Origin of the sequence: Staphylococcus sp. TE8, assembly GCF_000692055.1 — a bacterium.
In the GTDB taxonomy this organism is placed as follows: domain Bacteria; phylum Bacillota; class Bacilli; order Staphylococcales; family Staphylococcaceae; genus Staphylococcus; species Staphylococcus capitis.
In genome coordinates this window covers 621,797-633,872 of record NZ_JMGB01000001.1, presented here as the reverse complement: position 1 = coordinate 633,872, position 12,076 = coordinate 621,797, and the positions used below count along the sequence as shown (strand labels likewise).

Annotated in this window: 12 protein-coding genes; 2 read left to right on the top strand and 10 right to left on the bottom strand. The window is 33.1% G+C overall.

Going from position 1 to position 12,076, the window contains the following annotated elements:
- Positions 1-157: 157 nt before the first annotated feature.
- Both CM54_RS03100 and CM54_RS03095 read left to right on the top strand, forming a co-directional pair.
- Positions 158-385, top strand: coding sequence for a hypothetical protein (locus CM54_RS03100; protein WP_231469361.1), 228 nt, complete (start codon positions 158-160; stop codon positions 383-385).
- Between the two features lie 39 nt (positions 386-424).
- Positions 425-763, top strand: coding sequence for a hypothetical protein (locus CM54_RS03095; protein ID WP_037548826.1), 339 nt, complete (start codon positions 425-427; stop codon positions 761-763).
- Between the two features lie 576 nt (positions 764-1,339).
- Here the strand turns inward: CM54_RS03095 and rplS are convergent.
- The 10 genes from rplS to CM54_RS03045 form a co-directional block, all read right to left on the bottom strand.
- A complete protein-coding gene (rplS, locus tag CM54_RS03090; RefSeq protein ID WP_002436293.1) occupies positions 1,340-1,690 on the bottom strand; it encodes a 50S ribosomal protein L19 in 351 nt (116 codons plus the stop codon).
- Between the two features lie 105 nt (positions 1,691-1,795).
- Entirely contained in the window at positions 1,796-2,533 is a 738-nt protein-coding gene (gene trmD / locus CM54_RS03085) for a tRNA (guanosine(37)-N1)-methyltransferase TrmD (RefSeq protein WP_002436296.1), read from the bottom strand.
- Positions 2,533-3,036 (bottom strand): ribosome maturation factor RimM, encoded by a 504-nt coding sequence (rimM, locus tag CM54_RS03080; protein ID WP_030064768.1) that lies wholly within the window; start codon positions 3,034-3,036, stop codon positions 2,533-2,535. The genes trmD and rimM overlap by 1 nt, the downstream gene beginning before the upstream one ends.
- Positions 3,037-3,298: 262 nt before the next feature.
- The gene (gene rpsP / locus CM54_RS03075) at positions 3,299-3,574 is read right to left on the bottom strand and encodes a 30S ribosomal protein S16 (protein WP_002453071.1); all 276 of its coding nucleotides are present in this window, start codon (positions 3,572-3,574) and stop codon (positions 3,299-3,301) included.
- Between the two features lie 486 nt (positions 3,575-4,060).
- Complete coding sequence (ffh, locus tag CM54_RS03070; RefSeq protein WP_002435148.1) at positions 4,061-5,428, bottom strand: signal recognition particle protein; 1,368 nt, start codon at positions 5,426-5,428, stop codon at positions 4,061-4,063.
- A gap of 29 nt (positions 5,429-5,457) precedes the next feature.
- Positions 5,458-5,790: a putative DNA-binding protein gene (locus CM54_RS03065; protein ID WP_037548824.1), complete on the bottom strand. Its 333-nt coding sequence runs from the start codon at positions 5,788-5,790 to the stop codon at positions 5,458-5,460.
- Positions 5,777-7,036 (bottom strand): signal recognition particle-docking protein FtsY, encoded by a 1,260-nt coding sequence (ftsY, locus tag CM54_RS03060; RefSeq protein WP_037548822.1) that lies wholly within the window; start codon positions 7,034-7,036, stop codon positions 5,777-5,779. The genes CM54_RS03065 and ftsY overlap by 14 nt, the downstream gene beginning before the upstream one ends.
- Positions 7,033-10,602, bottom strand: coding sequence for a chromosome segregation protein SMC (smc, locus tag CM54_RS03055; protein ID WP_037548814.1), 3,570 nt, complete (start codon positions 10,600-10,602; stop codon positions 7,033-7,035). The genes ftsY and smc overlap by 4 nt, the downstream gene beginning before the upstream one ends.
- Before the next feature lie 126 nt (positions 10,603-10,728).
- Positions 10,729-11,442, bottom strand: coding sequence for a ribonuclease III (rnc, locus tag CM54_RS03050; RefSeq protein ID WP_211181602.1), 714 nt, complete (start codon positions 11,440-11,442; stop codon positions 10,729-10,731).
- A 140-nt stretch (positions 11,443-11,582) separates the two neighbouring features.
- A complete protein-coding gene (locus CM54_RS03045; protein ID WP_001830184.1) occupies positions 11,583-11,816 on the bottom strand; it encodes an acyl carrier protein in 234 nt (77 codons plus the stop codon).
- Between the last annotated feature and the right edge of the window lie 260 nt (positions 11,817-12,076).

Genomic DNA, 12,076 nt, shown 5'->3' with positions numbered 1-12,076 from the left:
AAAACAATAGTCAAAAACTAATATAGGACCTTTAAGAAATTAACTCAGACATATAGGCAATAATACAAAACCTAACTATACAATATGATAAAAGTAAAATGTATCACAAAATATCAAGATTGGAGTTTTGGTTTTGTTTGTAAAAATGAATAAACTATTGTCAAGATTTGTAATCTCTTTGCTGTCGTTTGTATTAGCATTAACTGTAGTTTCTCCATTTTCTTCTAAAGCTGAGGAAGAGCATAAATTTAATCAAAAAGAAGTCGATGAATTAGCACAAGCATTACAGGTTACGTTTGAACAGTCTTCAATAAAGTCAGAAGGTAAAATTATAGAATATCAAAAATCTACCATTGTGAATAATTTGCAAAATAACAAATATTAATCAGAAATAATAAATGGGTTAAGTAAAAAAGGACTACTTTTGTCAGATCAAGATGCAAATCAATATAAACATAGCGGAACAGCATCAAGAGCCGCCGGTAATTATGGAGATGATGCGCCAAATGCAAGTCCAGCAGAACAAAAACATGCGAAGAAATGGCTGAAAGTACGTAATGGTTGCCTTTACAATAAAATTCCTGAAATATTAGGTGTGTCTGCTACGGGTACTTTAATTGACGCAATGACTACAGGAAGTTGGCAAAAAGCAGCTAAAATAATATTGAAATTAGGCGGTAAAGGTACTGTAGTTGGATTAGCAGCTAGTTTGACATGGACTTATGGTGAATGTAGTAGATATGCAAATAGTAAAGTGAAATAGGATGTGGTTCTTTGAAAAAATACATATTATTAGCATTTCCATTGGCTTTTGTATGTCTGTACACAATATCTAAAGTAATTTGGAATAAAGGAATTATTGTAGACAACAATCCAATACATGCGATATATTTTTTATTATTTTACTATATTGTTGCAGGATTTATTATATTAATTCTGTTTTTAAGAGGAAAATGATTTCCTTTTAGTGAATGTTAAATTGTAATAATTAAATATAAGTTAGAATATTGCCCATCAACAGAGTTGTTGATGGGTTATTTTGTATAAATATGACATTCTTAGACATTCATTTAAATAGTCTTGAACTATTTTTAACTTGATTTAAAATTTGTAATATTTACTTATAAAATGTCCGCCCCTAATTTTAGATTTTCAGTCCAACTTTTAGGAGGCATATCATTCTTAAAGACAATGGTGTGTTTTATTTATACGATTTTGTAAGTACTTAACATTCAAATGAAACAAAAAAGCTTTCAAACACCTTTGATTAAGATGTTTGAAAGCTTTATCTTTATTACAAGTTACAAATAACTTGTGTTGAAAATGTCGAGTTTGCTGATTAACGAATTTCTTGGATTCTAGCAGCTTTACCACGTAAACTACGTAAGTAGTATAATTTAGCACGACGTACTTTACCGCGACGTTTAACTTCGATTTTTTCAATTTTTGGAGTGTGTAATGGGAATGTTCTTTCCACACCTACACCTGAAGAAATTTTACGAACTGTGAAAGTTTCAGAAATTCCTCCACCACGGCGTTTAATTACAACACCTTCGAAGACTTGGATACGTTCACGTGAACCCTCTACGATACGAACGTGTACACGTAAAGTGTCACCAGAACGGAAAGTAGGTAAGTCAGTACGTAATTGTGATTTAGTTACTGCTTCGATTAACTTATGATTACTCATTATAAATTCTCTCCTTCAACCTATGTTCTTGCCTAGACAAAAGTATAGCAGCGGATCATAGTGATTTTTAGTGTTTTTTCACACTTAAATTATGTTAGCATAACGCTACTTGTTTTTCAATTGCTTTTTGTACGTTTCTAAAATTTCTTTATCTTTTTGACTGAGCTCATAATTTTCTAAAAGATCCGGTCGTTTTTCGTAAGTGCGAATCAATTTTTGTTCATGTCTCCATTGTTCAATGTGAGCGTGATTTCCGGATAATAAGACATCCGGCACCTTCATTTCTTTATATTCTCTTGGTCTTGTATATTGAGGAAATTCTAATAATCCATCTGAAAATGAATCATCTTGATGGGAAGCTTCATTGCCTAACACTCCAGGAATCAAGCGCACAATTGCATCAGTCATAGTCATTGCAGGTAACTCTCCACCTGTAAGCACATAATCTCCCATAGAAATTTCATCAGTAACAAGATGCTCTCTGATTCGTTCATCATAGCCCTCATAATGACCACAAATAAATACAATATGTTGCGATTTACTTAACTCTTGAGCTATCTCTTGAGTAAAAGGTTTACCTTGAGGACACATTAATATCACACGCGTATCGTCATCTCTTTTTAAATCTTCCATAGCATTAAAAACAGGCTCAGGTTTTAACACCATGCCTTGCCCACCGCCAAATGGGTAATCATCTACTTGATTATGTTTGTTGATTGAATAATCTCGAAAATTTATTGTATTTACATCAATAATTTCTTTATCTTGAGCGCGTTTCAAAATCGAATGATTCAGCACACCTTCAAACATTTCTGGAAATAACGTTAAATAATCAATTTTCATTAATCTAACAATCCTTCCATAGGTGTAATTTTAATTGATCTACCTTCCACATCTATATCTTTAACCACATCTTCAATGTATGGAATAAGATACTCTTTATCTCCTTTAACAACCCACACATCATTGGCGCCAGTCTCAAAGATATTAATTACGCGACCGATAGGAGTATCTGTATCATCAAAAACTGTACATCCTATGATATCCGAATAATAAAACTCATGTTCATCCAACTCGATATCTTCATGATCACGTTCTTGATATAGATAATCACCTTTGAGATGTTCAATATCATTAATATTGTTGATTCCTTCAAATTTTAACATGTGAAACCCTTTATGTATGCGATAAGATGAAACAGTATATTCGATATCTTCATTATTGTGTTTAACAATTAAATTTTCACCTGGTTGAAATCGTGTTTCTGTAAAATCTGAATTCGACTTAACTTTAATTTCGCCTTTAATTCCATGTGTATTTACAATTTGTCCTACTTCTACTTCCATTCAACGCCCCTCCTAGTCTATCTATTTTTAACTTTTTTGAAAATGAATTATGTATATTTTATCACGTATGCGTGGTTATATAAAAAGTGATATAACAATCATTTCAAATTGTTTGGAAATTACGATGTAAGCATGATATATAAGAGAAACTTTAGAAAAAAGAGAATAAGTCATGCCTCTTTTAAATGTGTTTAATTCTATCCAAAAGTTAAAAAAGTCTGAGACATTAATAATGTCTCAGACTTACAACAATTTAAGCTAATTATTTAGCATTTTTTTGTTCATCAAATTTTTTCAAGATACCTTCTCTTGATAAAATGTTGTGAACTGTATCTGTTGGTTTAGCACCATCGTGTAACCATTTTAAAGCTAACTCTTCATCAATTTTAACTTCTGGTGCATTAACATTTGCTGGATTGTAAGTACCTACTTGCTCGATGATACGACCATCACGTGGTGAACGTGCATCAGCAACTACGATACGATAGAATGGGTTTCTTTTAGAACCTAAACGTGTTAAACGAATTTTAACTGCCATTTAAATTACTCTCCTTTATGTGTTTTCATTTTATTTTCTACAAGAATAAATATTAACAGTTACACAAAAGTTTGTAAAGACTTTTTTCTTTACCAAATCTAGATTTATGAAATAAATCGTAGTTTTGGTTATGCATGAGCTTTAGCTCAGGCGTTCCTTTACTGAATTTATGAAATAAATCGTAGTTTTGGTTATGCATGAGCTTTAGCTCAGGCGTTCCTTTACTGAATTTATGAAATAAATCGTAGATTTGGTTATGGGAGCGAGACAGAATTCATCATGAATTCGTCTTCTCGCCCCCGCACAATTGATTAGGGTATTATAAGCATAATTCCCAATCAATCACGGCGTATATGAGCTTTAGCTCAGGCGAACCTTTATATTTATTTAGTTAGTGGGACTTACACACTAGCTTTTAGCTAGGGTTTCCACAATTAATAAACATCGAACAATCAACAAAATTGTCCGATGTTTTAAAAATGTTTATTAAAATGGTAAATTCATACCTTTTAACATATTCTCCATTTGGCTTCGCTTACCTTTTTTACCTTTGCCGCCACCAGTAAATTGTTTCATCATTTTCTTCATATCATTGAACTGTTTCATAAGACGATTGACTTCTTGTAATGAACGTCCAGAACCTTTAGCTATACGTTTCTTACGAGAAACATTTAGTGTTTCTGGGTTTGAACGTTCTTTAGGAGTCATAGACTGAATAATCGCTTTAATATGGTCAATTTGTTTGTCGCTCATATTAAGCTTATCCAATCCTTTCATTTTGTTCATTCCAGGAATCATTTTCATAATATCATCTAAAGGACCTAAGTTTTTAACTTGATCTAATTGTTCTAAGAAATCATCCAATGTAAATGAAGAGTCACGCATTTTCTTCTCTAAATCTTTAGCTTTTTCTTGGTCAACATCTTGTTGTGCTTTTTCAATTAAGCTTAAAACGTCACCCATACCTAGGATACGAGAAGCCATACGTTCAGGATGGAATAGTTCTAAACCATCTAATTTCTCACTCATACCTACAAATTTAATAGGTTTCTGAGTCACCGAACGTATAGATAGTGCAGCACCACCACGTGTATCACCATCAAGTTTCGTTAAAGTTACACCTGATACATCTAGTTGATCGTCAAATGATTGCGCAACATTGACAGCATCTTGACCTGTCATTGCGTCAACAACTAGCATAATTTCATCTGGTTTAGAAATTTCTTTAACTTCTTGTAACTCATTCATTAACGCTTCATCAATGTGTAAACGTCCCGCTGTATCGATGATGACAAAATCTAAATGTTCTTCTTTAGCATGTTTCAATGCATTTTCAACAATTTGTTGAGGCTGAACTTGGTCACCTTCACTATATACAGGTATGTCAATTTGTTTACCAACAGTTTGTAATTGGTCAATCGCAGCTGGACGATAAATATCTCCTGCAACTAACATCGGCTTTTTATTATATTTTTTACGCATTAATAATGCTAATTTACCAGCAGTTGTAGTTTTACCGGCACCTTGTAAACCGACCATCATGACAACAGTAGGTGGTTTATTTGCCATTTTAATAGATGTGTTTTCTCCACCCATCAAGCTTGTAAGTTCTTCTTGAACAATTTTAATCACTTGTTGGCCGGGTGTTAAAGATTGCATAACATCTGAACCTAAAGCACGGTCAGAAACAGTTTTAACGAACTCTTTAACAACTTTAAAGTTAACATCGGCTTCTAATAATGCTAATCGTACTTCTCGCATCATTGTTTTGATATCCGCTTCAGTAACTTTACCCTTACCACGCATTTTTTGCATCGTGGCTTGCAATCGATCGGATAATCCTTCAAATGCCATTAATAGTGCCCTCCTTTTTTTAATTATTACTACTCTAACTCTTCTAATTGAGCGATATATTCTTTAAGTAACTTTGGATTATTAAGAGATTGTTTCATTAAATCATAAATTTCTTGGCGTTTCTCAAATCTTCTATATAAACCTAGTTTAGTTTCATAATCTTCTACTAAATCGCCAGTTCTTCTTATATTATCATAAACTGCCTGTCTACTCACTTCAAATGTATCGGCGATTTCACTTAATGAATAATCTCGTAAATAAAATAATTCCAAATAGCTTTTTTGCTTTTGAGTTAATAATGATTGATAAAAATCAAACAAATAATTCATTCTAATTGTTTTAACTAAATCATCTTGGCCCATCTTGAGTACCTTCTTCAGTTTCATTCGATGATTCATCAATTAATTCATCAGGAATGTCTTCATTTTGTTCGATCATATCAGCAAATAAACCGTATACGTAACTTTCAGGGTTAAATGGTTGTAAGTCATCAAGTTTTTCACCTAAGCCTACATATTTAACAGGGATATGCAATTCATTACGTATGGCAAGAACGATACCACCTTTAGCAGTACCATCTAATTTGGTTAATACAATACCTGAAACATTTGTCACGTCTTTAAATGAACGCGCTTGTGACAACGCATTTTGACCTGTTGTAGCATCTAAACATAGTAATGCTTCATGAGGTGCATCAGGGATTGCTCGACTAATTACACGTTTCATTTTATCAAGTTCTTGCATTAAGTTAGATTTATTTTGTAGACGACCTGCAGTATCACAAATTAAAATATCTACACCTTTATTTTTTGCGGCGTTAATTGCATCGTATATTACTGCTGCTGGATCAGAGCCTTCACTCTGACTTACAACTTCCACGCCTACACGGTCTCCCCAAACTTTTAATTGTTGGATTGCGCCAGCTCTGAATGTATCTCCAGCTGCAAGCATCACTTTTTTACCTTCTTGTTGATATCGATATGCTAACTTACCAATTGTAGTGGTCTTACCAACACCATTGACACCAACCATTAAGATAACGTTCAATCTACCATCTTCAAGATTCATTGCTTCTGAATGATCGTCTTCTTGGTGATAAATCTCGACAATTTTTTCAACAATAACTTCACGTAAATCTTCAGTTTCCTGAATATTGCGTCTTTGCGCTTCCGTACGTAATTCATCTGTCAATTTCATTACTGTATTGAAACCAACGTCAGCCGTTATAAGCATTTCTTCAAGTGCTTCAAAGAAATCTTCGTCTACTTTTCTATAGCGTGCAATTAAATTATTTAACTGTTCTTGGAAATTTTGACGTGATTTTTCTAAACCAGCTTTAAATTTCGCACCAATTTTTTGGGCTTCAATTTCTTCAAAGTCCTCAATTGAGATTAAACCATCTTCGTCGAAATCAGCTTCACTTAATTTTTTTGGTTTTTTCTTAGGTTTAGGCTCTTCGATTGTATCAGTGACATTGGGTTCACCTGATTCACTTGATGCATCCGAATCACTTGTTACGTCTGATTCCACATCTTCAGTTAATTCTTTTTGAATCTCATCTTCACTTTTACCTGAAAATTTATCTTTTAAGCGTTTAAAAAAACTCATGCTTGTTCCTCCTTCATAACCTCATCTATAGTGTTTAGGTTAACGCTAACTAACTTAGAAACACCTGACTCTTGCATTGTGACTCCATATAAACGGTCAGAGAACTCCATCGTTCCTTTACGATGAGTAATAACTATAAATTGTGTTTGTTCTGATAGTTCATTTAAGTATTGAGCGTAGCGAATCACATTCGCTTCATCTAACGCTGCCTCTACCTCATCTAGTATAACAAATGGAGCAGAACGTACCTTAAGAATTGCAAATAATAATGCTATAGCACTTAATGCACGTTCACCACCGCTTAATAAAGAAAGATGTTGAAGCTTTTTACCAGGAGGTTGAACAATAATATCAACACCTGCTGATAAGTAATCATCCTCTGTTAAACGTAGTTCAGCTTGTCCGCCACCGAATAATTGTTTGAAGACAGTTGTAAAGTGGTCTTGTACCGCATGGAATGTTTCTTTAAAACGTCCTTCTACTTCACGATCCATTTCATTAATGATTTGTTCAAGTGTCTCTTTAGCTTCTCTTAAATCTGTGCGTTGCTCATTGAGGAAGGTATAACGTTCATTTAATTCCTCGAACTGTTCAATAGCATTTAAGTTTACTGGACCCAACTCATCTATAGACATCTTCGTAAGTTTGACTTTCTTACGTAGACTTTCAATAGGTTCATTAGATTCATATAAAGCGCGTGCTCTCTCTACAGTTAACTGATATACATCATTCAGATGGTCTATTGCGTGATTAATCAACACATCTAATTTTGATTGTTTTGCTTTAATATCTTGATAATGATTTTCGATAGCTAAAATATCTTGATGACAAACTTGAAGCTGACTTTCATTATTCTCAATCGTTTCATTTAGATTGATACGTTGTTGTTTAAGTTCTTCATGTTGTTGATTAAGCTGATCACGTGCCTCTTCTTGTTCTTGAATTTGAGATTTCAAATCCTCAAATGCTTGTTCACCCATCATTTCGTCAGAATTAAACAGCCTTATTTTCTCTTCAACAGTCTTAATTTGTTGCTGCGTTGATTCTTGTTGTTTAACTAAACGTTCAATCTCGACTTTTTGAGATTTTATTCGCTCTTTCACCACTGCTAAATCGGATTGTTTTTGATGAAGTTGTTGTTGGGTTTTAGTTGTTGATTCTTTTCCTTCTTTAGACAATTGAGTATAACGTTCAATTTCACTCTCTAATTCAGTCAATTGTTGTTGGATTTCAGATAAACGCGCCTGTTTTTGCGTTAAAGTTTCTTTACTTTTATCACTTTGATAACCATCATTTTTCTCAAATTCAAATTCTTCATGTTCGTTCTTAAGATGCGTCTCTTGTGTTTTTAAACGATCTAACTCTAATTCATGATGATGCACTTTTTCTTTTAACGTATTATATTGTTGGCTCGCATCGAAATACTGCTCACTTAATTGTTCGGACTTGTCTTTTAATTCTTTAAAATGACGTTCAAAATCAGCAGTTTGGCGTTGATAATCCTCAAGTTGATGACGCATTTTTGATAGTTCATCCTTTTGAGAAAGAATACTTTTCGATTTTCGTGCACCACCGCCAGTCATTGAACCACCAGGATTAACTACATCTCCTTCTAAAGTTACAATTCGAGTACGATAACGTATAGCTCTAGCTAATTCATTAGCATGTTTTAAATCATTAACGATGATTGTATTTCCTAATAAATTTTCAATGACACTTTGGTACTTGGAAGAAACATTTACAGCATCTGACGCAATATTAATAAACCCTTCAGTTTGACGAGCTATCTCTTTAATATCTGACGCAATATGTCGTGGCTTAATAACATTTAAAGGTAAAAATGTCGCACGCCCTAAATTGCGTTGCTTTAAAAATTGAATCGCCTGTCTCCCATCTTTCTCATTATCAACGATGACATGTTGAAGTGATGCACCTAAAGCTGTTTCTATTGCTTGAGTCATTTGAGATGGAACATCAATCACTTCAGCTACTGCGCCATGAATTCCTCTCAATTCGTTATCTTTAGCTTTGAGAATATGTTTAACCCCATTGAAGAAATACGTATAATCCTCCTCTTGAGTAGCTAAACTATCAATTCTAGATTTTAATTTTTCATTATATCTGTAGGCTTGATACAGCTTATCTTCATATTCAGATTGCTGTTTTTTAGATTTGGTTAAATCTTTTTCAATACGGTGAATGTGTTGTTCCGCTTCTGTTAAAGCCTTTTTGGAAATTTTATAACTTTTTTCAGTTTCATTAATATTATTTTGTATCTCTTTTAACTGATTAAATGCTTCAACAAGTCTCGAATCTAATCTAGATTTTTTTGCCTCGTTTTCATTAATCGTATGTTCAAGGAAACGTATATCATTATTAACGTCCGATTGTTCAGACATTAGCGTATAATAATTATTCTTAATTTCTTCAAGCTTTTCATCGTGTTGTTCATCAGATACGTACAGAATTGACTCTAGATTTTGTATTTCTTTATTTAAATGTTTCTGTTTATCTTTAAGTTCATTTAACGTTTCTTTTGTTTGTTGCTTTTCATGATTAATCGATTCAATCTGAGCATTCAAGTTCTCAAGTTCTTCTTCATATCTAGCATTTGTTTCTGATTGATTCTTTTTACGTTCTTCTAATACATTTAATTTCCCAGTGAGTTGTTCATATGTTTCTGTTGTTTTAACTAATTCATAGTTTAATTTTTCAATATCATAATCAACTTGCTGACGTTCGCCCTTGAACTTTTGCAACAATTGATTTACCTGAGCTTGTTGTGCTTCTTTATCTGCTTGCTGACTTTTCAACTCATTTAAACGTTGGTCTAATTTAGTGTTATCTTCCGTATATTGATCGATGTCATGTACCGTAACGATAACATCACTTTGTTCCATTTGTTTGGATAACTGTTGATATTCTTTAGCAATTGCTGCTTCTTCTTTAAGTGGTTCAACTCGACCTTCTAAATCATATAAGATATCTTCAACACGAGTTAGATTATCTTCAGTATGATCTAACTTGTTAATAGATTCAGCTTTCCGCTTTTTATATTTTAATACGCCAGCTGATTCTTCAATAATTTGTCGTCGGTCGATAGGTTTAGCGTTTAAAATTTCGTCAACTCTACCTTGTGAGATGATGCTGAATGCTTCTTTTCCTAAACCTGAATCTAAAAAGATTTCAATAATATCTTTTAAACGAGCACGATCGTTATTTAAGTAGTATTCACTTTCTCCACTACGGTATAGACGCCGAGTGACTACTAATTCATCTGAATCAATCTGCAATTTTTTAGAATGATTATCTAATTTGAGTTTTACTTCAGCATAGTTTTGAGCCTTTCTATGTTCTGCTCCTGAAAAGATAATATCTTCCATTTTAGAACCACGTAACGATTTAGCTGATTGTTCACCCAATACCCATTTAATTGCATCAGTAATATTACTTTTACCACTACCATTAGGACCAACAATAGCTGTCACACCTTTATCAAATTGGACATTGGTATGGTCGGCAAAAGACTTAAATCCTATGGCATCTATTGATTTTAAATAAACCATCTTATTCTCCTTATCACATTCATGTTGAGTTTATCAGCATGTCACAATACAATCTCATTATTACTATTTCTAATTAATTAATAATTATGTATGCGTATGCTTCTCTATAGATGTCACTCATCTACATTAAAATGACTCATTTTTCTTCATTGACTTATAAGCTTGCTCGGCTGCCTTTTGTTCGGATTCTTTCTTCGTCTTTCCTTTACCCTCTGCAACTGCATTATTTTCTAAAATAACTTCAGAAGTAAATAACCTATGGTGGGCAGGACCCTCTTCTTTAATAAGGCGATAGGTCACATCACCTTTATTTTGTCGATGTACGTATTCTTGAAACTGTGTTTTAAAGTCGACCACACCAACTAATTCATCATCTTCTACATATGGGAAAATGACTTTCTCAGCAAATTTCCATACAGTATCTAGACCTTGGTCTAAATATAAAGCACCTACAAATGCTTCAAAAGCATCAGATATTAATGATGGTCTAGTTCTACCGCCTGTTTTTTCTTCACCTTTACCCAATAAAATAAGTTCATTTAAATCAATTTTATTTGCAAATATTACAAGTGAGGGCTCACAAACAATTGTTGCACGCATCTTTGTCAGATTACCTTCTGGCAAATGAGGATGCTTATCAAACAAATAGCGTGAAACCGTCAATTCTAATACCGCATCACCTAAAAATTCTAAACGTTCATTATGATCAAGTCGATTCATATTAAAATCATTGATAAAACTCGAATGTGAGAACGCTTGTTGATACAAATCGATATTATTAAAATTAAAACCCCACTCATTCATTTTTTTGGTAAATTTTTGTTGAAATTCTTTGACCATCTCTCTCTTTTTATGGTTAGCCACTGCCTAACCTCCTAACTCTAAAATAAATAATTATACATCTTAATTTTACGTGAAAATAAAGTAAAACTAAAGAAAAAATCTGAGCCGACGTGAGTGACGACTCAGATGTAAGTTTATTATTTTTCTAAGCTATTGATGTACTTAACAGCATCACCAACAGTGTTGATTTTTTCAGCTTCTTCATCAGGAATTTCAGTACCAAATTCGTCTTCTAATTCCATTACTAATTCAGCGATATCAAGTGAGTCAGCGCCTAAATCATCTTTAAATGATGCATCTTCAGTTACTTTGTCAGCATCAACACCTAAACGGTCAACGATGATATCTTTTACTTTATCGAAGTTTTCCACGTCGATTCACCTCCTTTAAAAGTGTCTATCCATAGACTACTATATTTTCCCATTTTACTTTCTAAAATACAAGTAGAATTTTTAGAAACACTTAGCACTTTAGTGCTTAGTGTTTCTTATGCAGTTACGCTAGTAACTGTAATCCTTAAGATGCACTTTAGTGCTAATATAGTATCACTTTCATTTTAATGATTAGTGATACTTACACAATGGCTTGTCCATTGTGATCATTAAAAAGTAATTGCCTTAATACTTCTTTC

Excerpts from the sequence above, each read along its gene's own strand:
- rplS (WP_002436293.1), bottom strand. The coding sequence starts at position 1,690 with ATGAGTAATCATAAGTTAATCGAAGCAGTAACTAAATCACAATTACGT.
- trmD (WP_002436296.1), bottom strand. The coding sequence starts at position 2,533 with ATGAAAATTGATTATTTAACGTTATTTCCAGAAATGTTTGAAGGTGTG.
- rimM (WP_030064768.1), bottom strand. The coding sequence starts at position 3,036 with ATGGAAGTAGAAGTAGGACAAATTGTAAATACACATGGAATTAAAGGC.
- rpsP (WP_002453071.1), bottom strand. The coding sequence starts at position 3,574 with ATGGCAGTTAAAATTCGTTTAACACGTTTAGGTTCTAAAAGAAACCCA.
- ffh (WP_002435148.1), bottom strand. The coding sequence starts at position 5,428 with ATGGCATTTGAAGGATTATCCGATCGATTGCAAGCCACGATGCAAAAA.
- CM54_RS03065 (WP_037548824.1), bottom strand. The coding sequence starts at position 5,790 with ATGGGCCAAGATGATTTAGTTAAAACAATTAGAATGAATTATTTGTTT.
- ftsY (WP_037548822.1), bottom strand. The coding sequence starts at position 7,036 with ATGAGTTTTTTTAAACGCTTAAAAGATAAATTTTCAGGTAAAAGTGAA.
- smc (WP_037548814.1), bottom strand. The coding sequence starts at position 10,602 with ATGGTTTATTTAAAATCAATAGATGCCATAGGATTTAAGTCTTTTGCC.
- rnc (WP_211181602.1), bottom strand. The coding sequence starts at position 11,442 with ATGGTCAAAGAATTTCAACAAAAATTTACCAAAAAAATGAATGAGTGG.